Source organism: Alkalibaculum bacchi (genome assembly GCF_937875145.1).
Lineage (GTDB): Bacteria > Bacillota > Clostridia > Eubacteriales > Alkalibacteraceae > Alkalibaculum > Alkalibaculum bacchi_A.
In genome coordinates this window covers 1-16,197 of record NZ_CALNCS010000044.1, presented here as the reverse complement: position 1 = coordinate 16,197, position 16,197 = coordinate 1, and the positions used below count along the sequence as shown (strand labels likewise).

Sequence of the window (16,197 nt, the reverse complement as noted above, 5' to 3'; positions counted from 1 at the left end):
ACTAGTGCCTAATTTAGGCGTTGTTAAATGGAAGGACTACCCTAGTTTTGTAGTGGCAGATATTCCTGGAATTATCGAAGGAGCCAATGAAGGTGCCGGACTAGGCCACCAGTTTTTGAGACACGTAGAGAGAACAAAGCTGTTAATTCATATACTAGATGTTTCTGGATTTGAAGGCAGAGATCCTTATGATGATTTTAAGAAAATTAATCTAGAATTAGAAAAACACAATAAAAAGTTGTCAGAAAGAAGACAGATTGTAGCATTAAATAAAGCCGATGTTGTAGAAGATTTATCCACTTTAGATGAATTGAAGGAAAAATTAATACAAGACGGTTTTGAAGTGTTTGTTATATCTGCTGCAACAAATCAAGGCATTGATGTGATATTAGACCGTACAGCTACATTGTTGAAAGAAATTGGAGAAGTAGAGCCGATTTTTGAAATAAATGAAGAAGATGCACAAAAAGTATATCGCCCAACCTTTGAGAAAGATTACAGAGTCCGAAGAGAGAATGATTATTACGTAATCGAAGGAGAACTAGTAGAGCGATTGTTCACTTCTGTAAACTTTGATGATTACGATTCTATAGCTTATTTCCAAAAAGTATTAAGAGATAAAGGTGTCATTCGAGACCTTGAAGATTTGGGGATTGAAGATGGAAAAATAGTACGTATGGGTGATATTGAATTTGAATATTTTAAATAGGAGGAAAAGATGCTAAATAGTAAACAGAGAAGTTTTTTGAAATCTCTTGCTCATCATGAGCCGGACATTGTACACATTGGCAAGGAAGGTATTACACCTAATCTAATCGTTCAAACGAAAGATGCCTTAAAAGCAAGGGAACTAGTGAAAGGTAAAGTGCAACAAAATTCACTTGAAGAGGTAAAAGAGGTAGCAGAAAGTTTGGCAATTTCTACAAGTGCAGAAATCGTTTGTGTCATTGGAAATAAATTTGTATTGTATAAACACAATCATACAAAACCTATTATTGAACTCCCTAAATCAAAAGGAAAATAAGGAGCAGGCCAAGTGAAAAAAGAGGAGAGAAAAAAAGTTGGTATACTAGGAGGGACATTTAATCCGATTCATTTTGGTCATCTTTTGTTAGCCGAATCAGCAAGAGATCGACTTCAATTAGATAAAGTCCTTTTTATACCAACAGGAACAAATCCTTACAAACAGGATATTGAGGATGCAGGAGTAGATCATCGGTATAATATGACGAAGATAGCAATTGTATCTAATCCCTATTTCGATATCTCTACGATTGAAATGGAACGAGAAGGGGTTACTTATACAGTTGATACGTTAAAGGAATTAGATGAAATCTATGAGGACACTGATTTCTACTTTATATCAGGGGCAGACATTATTTTTCAGATTCATCAATGGAAAGAAGCTAAAAATTTATTAAAAAAGCTAAAAATTGTGACCACCTTTCGACCAGGATACGATGGTAAATGTTTGACGCGAAGGATTAGAGAGCTTAATGAAAACGACGGTGCAGATATTACCAATCTTGATACCCTAGAAATAGATGTATCTTCATCAGAAATAAGATCTCGAGTAAAAAAAGGACATTCTATTCGATATTTACTACCACAAAGGGTGCTAAAATATATATATGAGAATAATCTGTATAGGTGAAGTAGTTCGACGCTAGTCCTTAGTCCCTAGTATTTGGGTATTCTTTTAAGGTGATTTTAGCTACCGAAGGTAGCTAAATGCTAGTGACTATAGACTAGTGTCTAACATCTAAGCAGGCGGATCCTGCTCAAGGGGGTGTTTTCTTGAATTACGACCAAATTGAAGGTAAATTAAGGGGGACCCTATCAGAGCATAGGTTTTTACATTCGATAGGCGTAGTTGAATGTGCCAGTGATTTAGCAAAGAGGTATCATTGTGATATCGAAAAAACAAGAATAGCAGCGATTAGCCATGACTGTGCTAAAGAAATGAAGATGGAAGAGCTAATGGTTATTGCAAAGGATGAAAATCTAGAACTAGATGAGGTGATTCTGGCAGAGCCTCAATTACTGCATGGACCTGTAGGGGAATTTGTAGCAAAGAGAGATTTTGGTATACACGATGAAGAAGTGTTAAGTGCCATACATTATCACACTACAGGCAGGGCAAAAATGTCTACTTTGGAAAAAATTATTTATTTGGCTGACATTATAGAAAAGAGCAGATCTTATAACGGCATAGAAGAAGTAAGAAAACTATCAAAAATCAATTTAGATCAAGCGATTTTACGAGCTATTGATAATACGGTGCATTTTGTCATTTCGATGAATGCATTATTACATCCACAGACCATAGACGCTAGAAATTCAATACTATTAGAATATAAATGATAAGGAGAATTATATGGATCAAAAGACAGCAGAATTTGTTGAATTAATTAAGAAAAGTATAGACGATAAACAAGGTTTTGATATTGAAGCTATTGAGGTAAAAGGTGTGACTTCATTAGCAGATGTGTTTGTTATTGCAAGCGGCTCATCTGACCGTGCCGTTCAAGCTATTGCAGACAATATCGAAGACAAAGCCACAAAACTGGGAATAGAGCCCATAGGTAGAGAAGGCCGCCAAGGAGGTCGATGGATACTACTAGACTACAATCAAGTAGTCGTGCACATATTCCATCAAGAAGAGAGAACTTTCTATAATTTAGAAAGACTGTGGAGTGACGGACGTAAGTTATAAGTCGTATGTTCTAGGTTTTATGTAAAAGTATTTTGTCACCTGTGATGACTTAATATTTTTCTTAGAATAAGATTTGCTAGTACTACGTTGTATTGTAAGGGCTATGATCATTTATGTGTTTTTTTGGTTATTACTTAGAACATACAATATAATGCGTAGAACGAACTTGTCACCAGAGGTGACGGAATTACTTAAATCTTACAGCGTAGAACTTACAACTAATATGTTTGACATGCAAATTAATGTTCATTATAATGATAAAAGATGGTAAATAAAGCGCCTATGGCGCTCTTTTTGTAGAATAGGAAAGTTCTACTTTTGATTTTATAGGAATACCCTAATGCTAGTGAATCGTGACTAAAGGCTAGCGACTTTTTATTTATGGAAGGTTCGTTCCTGAGGGGAATTGAGGAGGCAAAAAAATGTCATCGTATAATTTTAAGAAGATAGAAAAAAAGTGGCAAAAGGAGTGGGAGGAAAAGGAAGTTTTTAAGGCAATTGATTTTTCCGAGAAACCAAAGTTTTTTGGTTTAGTCGAATTTCCATATCCTTCAGGTGTAGGGCTACATGTAGGACATGTTCGCGCTTACACTTCTCTAGAAGTAATATCGAGAAAAAGAAGATTAGAAGGTTATAATGTATTATTTCCGATTGGTTGGGATGCTTTTGGTTTGCCAACGGAGAATTATGCTATAAAAACAGGAAGACATCCAAGAATTGTAACAGATGAAAATATTGAAGTTTTTACGAATCAGCTAAAAGAAATTGGATATTCTTTTGATTGGGATCGAACAATTGATTCTACAGATCCAGACTATTATAAGTGGACTCAATGGATTTTTTTGAATTTATTTGACAAAGGTTTCGCTTATAAAAATACAACTTATGTTAATTTCTGCAATGATTGTAAAGTTGTTTTAGCCAATGAAGAATCTCAGGGTGGCGTTTGTGATCGATGCGGAAGTGAAGTTGTACAAATGGAAAAGGATGTGTGGTTCCTAAAGATTAGAGAGTACGCAGATAAATTATTGGATGGTTTAGATGAAGTTCATTTTCCACCTAGAATTCGATTAGAACAAGAAAACTGGATTGGAAGATCTTATGGGGCTCAGGTAGATTTTTCTATCAAGGATTCTGAAGAGAAATTAACTGTATTTACTACAAGGGCAGATACGTTGTACGGTGCAACGTTTATGGTTATTGCACCAGAACATCCGCTTATAGAGAGTATGAAAGATCGAATCAGTAATTTAGACGAGCTTGCGCGCTATCAAGAACAAGCGAAGAAAAAGACTGAATTCGAAAGAGTTCAATTGGCAAAAGAAAAGACAGGTGTAGAAATAAAAGGTATTTCTGCTATCAATCCTCTTAATGGAGAAAGTATTCCAGTATGGATTGCAGATTATGTCATGATGGGTTACGGTACAGGCGCCATTATGGCCGTTCCAGGACATGATACACGTGACTGGGAATTTGCAAAGAAATTTGATTTACCTATTATTGAAGTAATTAAGGGCGGAAATATTGAAGAAGAAGCCTATACAGATATTGAACAAGGAACACTCGTCAATTCAGGTCGATTAGATGGTTTGAGCGTAAAAGAAGCAAAAGCGAAAGCTATTGAATATGTAGAAGAACTAGGAATCGGCAAGAGGACTACAAACTACAAGATGAAGGATTGGGCTTTTAATCGCCAGAGATATTGGGGAGAGCCTATACCAATTGTAGAGTGTGAATGCTGTGGGCTTGTAGGTGTGAATAAAGAAGACCTTCCTATTCGATTACCTGATGTAGAAAATTATCAACCAACCGAAACAGGAGAGTCTCCATTAGCTTCTATTGAAGAGTGGATTAACACCACTTGTCCAAAATGCGGAGGCCCTGCAAAAAGAGAAACGGATACAATGCCACAATGGGCAGGATCAAGTTGGTACTTCTTAAGATATATAGACCCACACAATCACGAGGAATTTGCCTCTAAGGACAAGCTAAATTATTGGATGCCAGTAGACTGGTATAATGGCGGCATGGAACATGTAACAAGGCATCTTATTTATTCTAGATTCTGGCATAGATTTTTATATGATATTGGAGAGGTTCCAGTAAAAGAGCCTTATGCTAAGAGATCTGCTCAAGGCTTGATTTTAGGTTCTGATGGAGAAAAAATGTCCAAATCCAGAGGAAATGTTATTAATCCTAGAGATATTATCGAAGAATACGGCGCAGATACTTTAAGAACGTATATTATGTTTATAGGAGATTATGAGAAACCAGCTCCTTGGAACGAAAATGGTGTGAAAGGAAGCAAGAGATTCCTGGATAGATTGTGGAAATTACAGGAGATTTTAGTGGATGGGGATGAATACAGCAAAGAAAATGAAGTCCTTATGCACAAGACAATAAAGAAAGTAAACGAAGATTATGAAGCCCTTAAGTTTAATACAGCCATTGCAGCAATGATGAGCGCTCTAAATGATTTTAATGGAAAAGGGCAGATTAATAAGGCAGAGTTTAAGACCTTTATTATGTTACTAAATCCTATTGCTCCACATATTACAGAAGAACTCTGGGAACTTGTAGGCTTTGATGGGGCACTAAATCAAGCGTCTTGGCCAACATACGACGAAGAAAAGACTATAGAATCTGTTATAGAAATGGCTGTTCAAGTGAACGGTAAAGTAAGAGGCAAGATCACCGTTCCAGTAAACGCAACAAAAGAAGACGCCAATAAAGTCGCTATGGCAGATGAAAACATTACAAATCATATTAATGGAAAAAACATCGTAAAAGAAATCTTTGTACCTGGAAAAATATATAATATTGTAGTCAAGTAAAAAACTCTCCTTAGGGGAGTTTTTTACTTGATAGGTAGGACGTGAAAAACGAACCTCGCTTATAGGCGAGATGTGGTTTAGCTGGCCACCTTAAGAAGGAGATGTAAAATGAATCATATTGTACTATTTGAACCAGAAATCCCACAAAATACGGGGAATATAGCTCGAACTTGCGCTATTACGGGGAGTAAATTGCATTTAATAGAGCCTCTTGGGTTTTCCTTAAATGACAAGTATTTAAAACGAGCAGGTCTAGATTATTGGGATTTGTTAGATAAAGAAATTCATGAAAGTTTTGATGACTTTTTAAAAAAATACAGTGGAAGCAATCTGTTTTTCTTAACGACTAAGGCCCATAAATATTACATGGATATAAAGTACCCTGAGGAGAGCTTTTTTATATTTGGAAAAGAAACAGCAGGACTGCCAGAGAAAATTCATGAAAAATTTGCGGAACAGAGATTTAAAGTCCCCATGATTGATAATCCTCATGCGAGATCCTTAAATTTATCGAATACAGTAAATATTGTTTTGTACGAAGCGTTGAGGCAGAATAACTTCCCCGATATGTTATAAGTTCTATGTAAAAGCATTAAGGTCACCCAAGGTGACTAGGGACGTAGAAGGTAGAATACAAAACATAAACTGAATAAAGCAACGTTTTAGGGGTATGAATAAAATCATGGATAAGCACTATTTGTGTAAAATAGAAATAGGAGTGATGAAATGCAGGATTATGATGTTGTAATAATCGGAGGAGGGCCTGCGGGGTTGTCGGCGGGATTGTATTCATCAAGGGCTCTGTTAAAGACATTGATTGTAGAGTCTGGTGCAGTTGGAGGTCAAGTTACTACTACTAGCGATATGGAAAATTACCCTGGTTCTATAAGTGATAATGCTATGGAATTAGCAAATCGAATGAAGGAGCAAGCCCTTCGCTTTGGCACAGAAATTGTCACTGGTAGATGTGAATCTGTAAAGAAAGTAGATTCTTATTTTCATATTGTAACAGACAAAGAAGAGTACAAAGCTAAAGCCGTCATCATTGCAACAGGTTCTCAACCACGAAATATAGGATGTAAAGGGGAACAAGAATTTAGAGGTTTAGGTGTATCCTATTGTGCCACTTGCGACGCTAATTTTTTTAGAGGCTTACATGTAGTAGTAGTCGGCGGTGGGGATTCAGCTATAGATGAAGGGTTGTATTTGACGAAATTTGCTGATAAAGTTACTGTAGTGCATAGAAGAGATACATTAAGAGCCGCTAAATCTCTACAGAAAAAGGCCTTTACAAATTTAAAGATGGAATTTATTTTGGATAGCGTAGTAGAAGAAATCAAAGGTGATGGCATTGTAAATGCAGTTGTTTTAAGAAATGTAAAGACAAAAGAACGAACAGAACTGAAAGCAGATGGTGTTTTTAGCTTTGTAGGATATAATCCAAGCTCTGAGCTGTTTAAGGATTTAGTTGAAGTAGATGGTAAAGGGTATATTGTATCAGATGAAAATATGAAAACCACTGTGCCAGGAATATTCGTTGCTGGAGATGTTCGAAAGAAGATGTTAAAACAGGTAATCACTGCAGCAGCTGATGGAGCTGTTGCTGCCATTAGTGCCGAAAAGTATATTGTAGAACAATAGTTGAACTGCTGTTAAACGATTGAAAGTTACTTGTATAGGATTAATATACAAAAATTGATTTGTATAAATAAAAAAGCGGCCATTTAGGCTGCTTTTTTAAAGTTTGTATAGGTATTTGGTCTCTATGTCAATATTATGCATAGGGTCTGATTAAGCAAATGTAGTGGCTTCTTCTGTACTTTTAGCTAATTCTCTTGCTACTAGTTTCGTAAGATCTACTACTCGAGAGGAATAACCCCATTCGTTATCGTACCAAGATATGATCTTTACTAGATTTTGACCTACCATCATTGTGGACAATCCATCTATGATAGAGGAATGAGAATCTTTTCGATAGTCTACAGAAACTAATGGTTCATTTGAAAAAGCGAGGATGCCATTCATATATGTGTTTGCAGCTTCTTCTAAGGCGGCGTTTATTTCATCTACAGTAGTATTGTTTTTTAGTTCATAGACTGCATCTACTAAGGATACGGCACTTGTTGGCACTCTCATAGAAGAGCCATTAATTAGGCCTCTAAGCTCTGGAATGACAATTCCGATAGCCTTTGCGGCTCCTGTAGATGTAGGAATGATGGATTCTGTTGTGGCTCTTGCCCTTCTATAATCCTTATGTGTTCCGTCTAACAATCTTTGATCATTAGTAAAAGAATGTATTGTAGTCATAAGGCCTTTTACAATGCCAAATTTATCATTGAGAACTTTTGTAAATGGTGCAAGACAATTTGTTGTACAAGAAGCATTAGATATAATGTCATGTGTTTCTGGGTCATATAGGTTATCATTTACACCCATGACTATAGTGATATCTTCGTCTTTTCCGGGGGCTGTGATGATTACCTTTTTAACTCCTTTAGCTAAGTGCTTTTGCGCACTTTCTCGGTCTCTAAATTTTCCAGTTGACTCTATTACAATGTCAATATCGTATTGGTCCCATGGAACATTATCTAGATTTCTTTCTCCTGTAATATAGACTTTTTTTCCATTAATGATTAGTCCATCTTCGGCTATTTCAACAGTGCCGTCAAATCTACCAAATAGAGAATCGTACTGTATTAAATGAGCTAATAATTTATAATCCGTTGAGTGATTAATAAGTACCAATTCAAAATCTTCTGATTCTTGTTCTTCAAGAATCCTTAATACATTTCTTCCTATTCGCCCGAATCCATTAATTGCTACCTTAATTGCCAATTGTATATCCTCCTTCGACATATATGTATAGTAATTAAAATTAGATAGATAAAAATGAGTTTTATTTCACTGAAAAGTATAACACATTATTTGTTCGATATGCAATATTTTATGTAAACAATTTCATGTTATTTGTATGCCAAAAGAAGAAAAAAATGAAGAATTTTCTTCTTTACTATTGAAATAAATAATGAAAGCATATATAATGTATTTAATGACCCGCAGGGACAAAATTGACCCACTATAATACGCATATGTTTGTTGGGTTTAGGAAATAGTAGCATGGGAGGATTAGATATGGATGATAAAGAGCTCATTCGCATTCAACAAAAAATTATCCCAGAAGTGCTAGAAATGATGGAGTTGCGGTATGAATTGTTGTCCTATATTAGAGCCCATCAACCTATAGGTAGGAGAAATCTAGCCAATGAATTGTCTTTAGGTGAAAGACAGGTTCGCAATGAAGTCGAGTTTTTCAATAAGCAGAATTTTGTCCTAGTTGAAAGACAAGGGATTTCTCTAACAAGTTCGGGAGAGCAAATTCTTGGACAACTAAAAGAGGTCATGTACCATTATAAAAACTTAGAGGACCTCATAGAGAAACTTAGAGAAAAACTAGGAATTAAAAAAGTTTTTATTGTTCCGGGAGATAGTCAAAAAAATAAAACAATTTTAGAATTTATGGGGAAAACTGCGGCAAACTATACTATAAGTATTTTAAAGAATCATTCTATTATCGCAGTAACTGGAGGTAGTGGTGTAGCAGCTGTTGCACGTAATTTCCCAGAAGTACATTATCCCAATATCACCGTTCTCTCTGCAAGAGGTGGGATTGGAAGAAGTCATTCGACGCAAGCAAATAGCATCGTCTCTATGATAGGTAATAAATTGGATGCTCAACAAGAGGTGTTACACTTACCCGATAATATCGATAAGGATATACTCAATGTTTTGAGAGAAACGCCTGATATAAAGGATGTATTCTGTAAATTTAACGATATCGATATATTAATACAGGGAATAGGTAGAGCTGATGTTATGGCACAATGGAGAAATCTACCACAGGATGTTATCAAGCATTTAAAGGATAAAAATGCTGTGGCTGAAACATTTGGACATTTTATAAATGAAAATGGTCAAATTGTATGCCCCTCTAGCAATGTAGGAATTAATATTGATCAGTACCTTAAAATTCCTACAGTAGTCGCAATAGCTGGTGGGAAAGATAAAGCAATTGCAATTAAAGCAACATGTAATGTGAGACGAGATTTAATTTTAATCACAGATGAAAGTGCAGCTAATGAAATAATAAATAATTAGGAGGAATCATCATGGCAGTTAAAGTAGCAATCAATGGTTTTGGTAGAATAGGACGTTTGGCATTTAGAGCAATTTTTGGAGATACAAATTTTGATATTGTAGCAATCAACGATTTAACAGACGCAACATCTTTAGCATACTTATTAAAATACGATACTTCACAAGGAAGATACGATAAATCTGTAGAAGCAAAAGAAGGTGCAATCTTAGTTGATGGTAAAGAAATTAAGATTTTAGCTGAAAGAGATCCAGAAACTTTACCTTGGGGTGAAATGGGTGTAGACGTGGTTATCGAATCTACTGGCTTCTTTGCAACAAAAGAAGGTGCAGAAAAACACATTAAAGCAGGTGCAAAGAAAGTTGTTATTTCTGCTCCAGCAAAGGGTGAAGTAAAAATGGTCGTATTTAATGTAAATCACGACATTTTAGACGGAACTGAAACAGTGATCAGTGGTGCATCTTGTACAACAAACTGTTTAGCACCAGTTGCAAAAGTATTAAACGATAAATTTGGTTTAAAAGAAGGTTTAATGACTACAATTCATGCGTATACAAATGATCAAAAAACTTTAGACGGTCCTCATAAAGATGTAAGAAGAGGTAGAACAGCAGCAGCAAATGCAATTCCAACAAGCACAGGCGCAGCAGCAGCTGTAGGTAAAGTACTTCCTGAACTTAATGGCAGGTTAGACGGAGCAGCTATTAGAGTGCCTCTAACAACAGGTTCTTTAGTTGACTTAACATTTACAACAGAAAAGAAAGTTACAGTAGAAGAAATTAATGCAGCAATGAAAGCAGCAGCGAATGAAACTTTAGGTTATACAGAAGATCCAATCGTTTCATCTGATGTTATTGGAATGAAATACGGCTCTTTATTCGATGGTACATTGACTAAGATCATTGAAAAAGATGGCGAACAAATGATTAAGATTACTTCTTGGTATGATAATGAAATGTCTTACACTTCTCAACTAGTACGACTTGTTAAATACTTCGGTTCAATGAATAAATAATTAAGACTTGAATACGGGAAGGAGATACCTCCTTCCCGTTTATTGTATGTGGAGAAAAATTATTTTTTAATCTTTTAGGTGGTAAGCAAAACCTATAAACCACCAACGGTGGCATCGTTTTACTTAGAACGTAGACCTAATATTTATTGCTTGATATAATAACTTGGTTGATGTATCCTTATTTTGGATAAAAATAGAACGATAGGAGGATGGATACTATGGCGAAGAAAAGTATAAAAGATGTGGATTTAAAGGGTAAAAGAGTATTAATGAGGGTTGATTTCAATGTTCCTTTTAATGAAATGAAAGAAATTACAGACAATGGTAGAATTGTAGGTGCGTTGCCATCTATTAAATACATTATAGAACAAGGCGGAAAATTAATACTAATGTCTCACTTAGGTCGTCCAAAGGGAAAGCCTAATCCTGAATTTTCTCTTGAACCCGTAGCGAAGGAATTATCAAAATTATTAGATAGAGAAGTTGCTTTTGCTAATGACGATTTAGTGGTTAGTGCCAAAACAGTAGAAATGGCTTCTCAGTTAAAGGACGGAGACGTACTTTTACTTCAAAATACTCGATATAGAAAAGAAGATGAGGCAAATGATTCAGAATTTTCAAAAGAGTTGGCTTCATTAGGTGATATTTTTGTAAATGATGCTTTTGGAGCTGTTCATAGAGCTCATGCTTCAACTGCTGGAGTAGCAGAGTACTTGTCAGCTGTATCTGGATTATTAATCGAAAAAGAATTGCGTGTTATGGGAAATGCATTAGACAATGCGGATAGACCTTTTGTAGCAATACTTGGTGGAGCGAAGGTCTCTGATAAAATTGGTGTTATCAACAATTTAATTGAAAAGGTAGATACATTGATTATTGGCGGAGGTATGGCCTATACTTTCCTAAAAGCTCAAGGTTATGAAATTGGAACTTCTTTACTAGAAGAGGATAAAATTAAACTTGCAAAAGAATTGATGAGTAAAGCAAAAGGGTGTGAAATTTCTTCTTCCAGTTGATATCGTTGTAGCAAAAGAGTTTGCTGCTGATGCAAAGCATAAAACGGTAAGCTTTGATGCGATACCTTCAGACCAAGAAGGTTTGGATATTGGTGAAAAGTCGAGAGAAATATTCAGTGAGGAAATCGTAAAAGCTAAGACAATTATCTGGAATGGACCTGTTGGCGTATTTGAATTTGATGCATTTGCAAAGGGTACTCTTGCAATTGCTGAAGCTATGGCGAAAGCAGATGCTACTACTATTATAGGTGGTGGAGATTCAGCTGCTGCAGTAAAGAAATTAGGCTATGGAGATAAGATGACTCACATTTCTACAGGTGGGGGAGCTTCCTTGACATACTTAGAAGGAAAATCATTACCAGGTATTGAAATTTTAGAGGATCTATAAGGAGAATAAGATGAGAAGACCAGTAATTGCAGGTAATTGGAAATTAAATAATAATATAGAAACAACGAAAGAATTTTTGTTACAATTAAAGGATAAAATAAAAGACGCAGAAGTAGATGCAGTTATTTGCCCTACTTTTACGTCCCTTAGCACTGCAATAGAATTATTGAAGGACACGGATGTAAAAGTAGGTGCACAAAACATGCATTGGGCAACATCAGGAGCATATACTGGAGAAGTTTCTGCAGAAATGCTTAAAGAACTAGGAGTAGGATATGTAATTATCGGACACTCTGAAAGAAGACAGTACTTTGCTGAAACAGATGAAACAGTCAATAAAAAAGTACTAAAGGCGTTGTCTTTAGATCTTATTCCTATAGTTTGCGTTGGAGAAAGTTTAGAAGAACGTGAAAAAGGTTTACAAGAAGATATTGTCACAAATCAAGTTCGATTAGCATTAGAAGGCGTAACCAAAGATCAAATAAGCAAAGTGATTATTGCATATGAACCAATCTGGGCTATTGGCACTGGAAAAACAGCTTCAAGCGAACAAGCTGAGGAAGTATGTAAATGGATTAGAGAAACAGTAGAAAAACTCTATACATCACAAGAATCTGAAGCGATAAGAATCCAATACGGCGGAAGCGTAAATAAATCAAATGTAAAAGAACTAATGGGCATGCCAAATATTGATGGAGCATTAGTAGGCGGAGCGAGCTTGAAGATGGATTTTGTGGATTTAGTAAAATACTGATTGAGGTGGTAAGATGGTGGGCGAAATTATAGCTCATCTAGAGGTGAGGTAAGTCTTGTTTCTAAATTTCCATCATTACTAGGGAACGACGCCCTCGTCGTTCCGCACAAAGTCACCCTTGGTGGCTAAAAGGTTTTACTTAGGGCTTAGAACGTACAACTTAGAACTTACACGAGGGGGTTTTGGATATTTTAAGTGCAATTATTATTTTAGACGGCTATGGTTGCTCGAAAGAGACTGCAGGAAATGCTATAAAGGCTGCAAAGACACCTGTTTTAGATGCACTTTGGCAGGAAAATCCTCATAGCTTGCTTAATGCGAGCGGCTTAGCGGTTGGTCTTCCTGAAGGACAAATGGGTAATTCAGAAGTTGGTCATCTTAATATAGGTGCCGGCAGAGTTGTCTATCAAGAATTAACTAGGATTACAAAGTCTATAGAGGACGGAGATTTTTACGAAAATCCTGAATTAATTGAAGCAATTGAAAGCGCAAGAGTCAATGGTACCGCAATTCATTTAATGGGGTTATTGTCTGATGGAGGCGTACACAGCCATCAAGATCACCTTATAGCTTTGATTGATATGATTAAGAAAAAAGGCTTTAAGGAGAAAGTTTATATTCACTGTTTCCTAGATGGACGTGATACTCCACCTACAAGCGGTTTACACTATGTAGAACTTTTAGAACAAAAAATTGGAGAAATCGGCCTTGGGCAGATTGCAACCGTTTCTGGTAGATATTATGCTATGGATCGAGACAATCGCTGGGAAAGAGTAAAGCTAGCATATGACGCGATGGTAAATAGCGTAGGAAAAAAAGCAGAGTCTGCTGTACAAGCAGTGAAGGACTCCTATAAGGAACAAGTTAATGACGAATTTGTCTTGCCCACTGTTATTTGCAATGGAGAAAATCCAATAGGCGCAATTGGCGAAAAGGATTCCGTCGTGTTTTTTAACTTTAGACCTGATCGAGCTCGTCAAATTACCCGTGCATTAACAGACGAAGAATTTGATGGTTTTGAAAGAGAAAATGGTTATAAGAAACTTTATTTTGCAACGATGACTCAATACGATACTACACTTGATAATGTTCATGTGGCATTTAAACCACAGTCTATTAATCATACACTTGGCGAGACCATTTCAAAAAACGGGTTAAAGCAACTTCGAATTGCAGAAACAGAAAAATACGCTCATGTAACTTATTTTTTTAATGGAGGAGCCGAAAGAGAGTATGCTGGAGAAGATAGAGCCCTTATCTCATCCCCTAAAGTTGCTACTTACGACTTAAAACCTGATATGAGCGCATATGAGGTAGCAGAAAAGGTAGTAAAGGCAATAGAAGAGAAGGACTACTCTCTTATAGTCCTTAATTTTGCTAACTGTGATATGGTAGGACATACTGGCGTTTTTGGTGCGGCAGTAAAAGCTGTTGAAGCGGTAGACGAATGTTTAGGCAAAGTTATTGAGGCGATAAAGGCAAAAGGTGGCTGTGCCCTGATTACTGCGGATCATGGTAATGCAGAGCAAATGGTCGACCCTGAAAGTGGCGAAGCTTTTACAGCCCACACCACAAATCCAGTTACATGTATTTTAACAGGCGCTAAGAATGTTACATCTATTAAAGATGGCAAATTAGCTGATATTGCACCAACTATTTTACAATTACTAAATATCGATAAACCAGCTGAAATGACTGGAGAATCGCTAATAAATTAATAAAATTTTGAAGGGAGAATATCATATGACAATTATTAATGATGTATATGCAAGAGAAATCTTAGATTCAAGAGGAAATCCTACAGTAGAGGTAGAAGTAACATTAGAGAGTGGTGCTTTTGGTAGAGCACAAGTGCCATCAGGAGCCTCAACAGGTGCTTTCGAAGCAGTAGAACTTAGAGATGGGGATCAAAATAGATATTTAGGTAAAGGTGTTACAAAGGCGGTTGACAATGTCAACGATATTATTGCCCCAGAAATTATCGGTTTAGATGCAAGAGATCAAGTTGGCATCGACCAATTGATGATTGAATTAGATGGCACCAACAATAAAGGAAAATTAGGAGCAAATGCGATTTTAGGCGTATCATTAGCTGTTGCAAGAGCAGCTGCAGAAGCTTGTGGTTTACCACTGTACCAATATCTAGGTGGAGTGAATGCAAAAACGCTTCCAGTTCCAATGATGAACATTTTGAATGGTGGAGAACATGCTGACAACAATGTAGATATTCAAGAATTTATGATTATGCCAGTTGGTGCAGATTCTTTCAAAGAAGCATTGAGAATGTGTGCTGAAATCTTTCACAATCTCAAAAAAGTTCTTAACAGCAAAGGGCTGCACTGCAGTAGGTGATGAAGTTCAGACGTGTGCTCTTCCGATCTAAGGGCTTAGCACTGCAGTAGGTGATGAAGGTGGTTTTGCTCCAAATTTATCATCAAGTGAAGAAGCTCTTGATGTAATTATTGAAGGTATTGAAAAAGCTGGATACAAACCAGGAGAAGATATATTCTTAGCTATGGACGTAGCCGCTACAGAAATGTATCAAGACGGAAAATACAATTTCAAAGGCGAAGGTGTTGTAAGAACAGCAGAAGAAATGGTATCTTATTTTGAAGAATTAGTTGCTAAATATCCAATCATCTCTATTGAAGATGGTCTATCAGAAGAAGATTGGGAAGGTTGGAAGCTTTTAACAGAGCGATTGGGAAGCAAAATTCAACTAGTAGGTGACGATTTATTTGTAACAAATACAGAAAGATTAGCAAGAGGTATTGAACAAGGCATCGCAAATTCAATATTAATAAAAGTAAATCAAATTGGTACATTAACAGAAACATTAGATTCCATTGAAATGGCAAAAAGAGCAGGTTACACTGCAGTAATTTCACATCGTTCTGGAGAAACAGAAGATTGCACAATCTCTGATTTAGTAGTAGCAGTCAATGCTGGACAAATCAAAACAGGTGCACCTTCAAGAACGGACCGTGTAGTAAAATACAATCAACTTCTAAGAATCGAAGATGAATTATTTGAATCCGCAAAATACAATGGAATTAAATCTTTCTACAATCTTAAAAAATAATTTAGACTCTAGTCACTAGACCCTAGACCCTAGCATCAGGGTATTCCTCTAGGGTCTTTTTCGTGTAATAGGAAAGTTTTACTTTTGACATTGATTCCTCCCAGTCATCTTGAGCGCAAGCGAAAAATCTTGACCCAAAAGGAATACATACAAGCTAGCGACTAAAGTCTAGGGACTAAAGACTAGCGATTATACACGGCTATCGCATGAAAAAATAAACAAATAATTATCTTTTACTA

At 36.2% G+C, this 16,197-nt stretch carries 13 protein-coding genes and 1 pseudogene; 13 read left to right on the top strand and 1 reads right to left on the bottom strand.

What is annotated here, in order from left to right; translation table 11 throughout:
• From cgtA to trxB, 8 genes are all read left to right on the top strand, one after another.
• Positions 1-709: Obg family GTPase CgtA (gene cgtA, locus Q7P22_RS02860; RefSeq protein WP_303860392.1), on the top strand; the 709-nt coding region annotated here is incomplete at its 5' end.
• A gap of 9 nt (positions 710-718) precedes the next feature.
• Positions 719-1,024, top strand: coding sequence for a ribosome assembly RNA-binding protein YhbY (gene yhbY, locus Q7P22_RS02855; protein ID WP_303860391.1), 306 nt, complete (start codon positions 719-721; stop codon positions 1,022-1,024).
• Between the two features lie 12 nt (positions 1,025-1,036).
• On the top strand, positions 1,037-1,654 hold the full coding sequence (nadD, locus tag Q7P22_RS02850) for a nicotinate-nucleotide adenylyltransferase (RefSeq protein ID WP_303860390.1): 618 nt from the start codon (positions 1,037-1,039) through the stop codon (positions 1,652-1,654).
• A gap of 143 nt (positions 1,655-1,797) precedes the next feature.
• The gene (gene yqeK, locus Q7P22_RS02845) at positions 1,798-2,364 is read left to right on the top strand and encodes a bis(5'-nucleosyl)-tetraphosphatase (symmetrical) YqeK (protein WP_303860388.1); all 567 of its coding nucleotides are present in this window, start codon (positions 1,798-1,800) and stop codon (positions 2,362-2,364) included.
• A gap of 13 nt (positions 2,365-2,377) precedes the next feature.
• Positions 2,378-2,716, top strand: coding sequence for a ribosome silencing factor (gene rsfS / locus Q7P22_RS02840; RefSeq protein WP_303860387.1), 339 nt, complete (start codon positions 2,378-2,380; stop codon positions 2,714-2,716).
• 422 nt (positions 2,717-3,138) lie between these two features.
• Complete coding sequence (leuS, locus tag Q7P22_RS02835; RefSeq protein ID WP_303860386.1) at positions 3,139-5,550, top strand: leucine--tRNA ligase; 2,412 nt, start codon at positions 3,139-3,141, stop codon at positions 5,548-5,550.
• Positions 5,551-5,658: 108 nt separating this feature from the next.
• Positions 5,659-6,126, top strand: coding sequence for a tRNA (uridine(34)/cytosine(34)/5-carboxymethylaminomethyluridine(34)-2'-O)-methyltransferase TrmL (gene trmL / locus Q7P22_RS02830; RefSeq protein ID WP_303860384.1), 468 nt, complete (start codon positions 5,659-5,661; stop codon positions 6,124-6,126).
• A gap of 150 nt (positions 6,127-6,276) precedes the next feature.
• The gene (gene trxB, locus Q7P22_RS02825; RefSeq protein WP_303860382.1) at positions 6,277-7,191 is read left to right on the top strand and encodes a thioredoxin-disulfide reductase; all 915 of its coding nucleotides are present in this window, start codon (positions 6,277-6,279) and stop codon (positions 7,189-7,191) included.
• A gap of 150 nt (positions 7,192-7,341) precedes the next feature.
• Here trxB and gap (Q7P22_RS02820) read toward each other — a convergent pair whose 3' ends face one another.
• A complete protein-coding gene (gap, locus tag Q7P22_RS02820) occupies positions 7,342-8,385 on the bottom strand; it encodes a type I glyceraldehyde-3-phosphate dehydrogenase (RefSeq protein WP_303860380.1) in 1,044 nt (347 codons plus the stop codon).
• Between the two features lie 297 nt (positions 8,386-8,682).
• Here gap (Q7P22_RS02820) and Q7P22_RS02815 point away from each other — a divergent pair, with 297 nt between their 5' ends.
• The 5 genes and pseudogenes from Q7P22_RS02815 (at position 8,683) to gpmI (ending at position 14,594) form a co-directional block, all read left to right on the top strand.
• Positions 8,683-9,705, top strand: coding sequence for a sugar-binding transcriptional regulator (locus Q7P22_RS02815; RefSeq protein ID WP_303860378.1), 1,023 nt, complete (start codon positions 8,683-8,685; stop codon positions 9,703-9,705).
• Between the two features lie 11 nt (positions 9,706-9,716).
• Entirely contained in the window at positions 9,717-10,718 is a 1,002-nt protein-coding gene (gene gap / locus Q7P22_RS02810) for a type I glyceraldehyde-3-phosphate dehydrogenase (protein WP_303860377.1), read from the top strand.
• 218 nt (positions 10,719-10,936) lie between these two features.
• A pseudogene (pgk, locus tag Q7P22_RS02805) lies at positions 10,937-12,122 on the top strand (phosphoglycerate kinase).
• Between the two features lie 10 nt (positions 12,123-12,132).
• Entirely contained in the window at positions 12,133-12,876 is a 744-nt protein-coding gene (gene tpiA / locus Q7P22_RS02800; RefSeq protein ID WP_303860375.1) for a triose-phosphate isomerase, read from the top strand.
• A 182-nt stretch (positions 12,877-13,058) separates the two neighbouring features.
• Positions 13,059-14,594, top strand: a complete 1,536-nt coding sequence (gene gpmI, locus Q7P22_RS02795; protein ID WP_303860372.1) for a 2,3-bisphosphoglycerate-independent phosphoglycerate mutase — start codon at positions 13,059-13,061, stop codon at positions 14,592-14,594.
• Positions 14,595-16,197 lie beyond the last annotated feature (1,603 nt).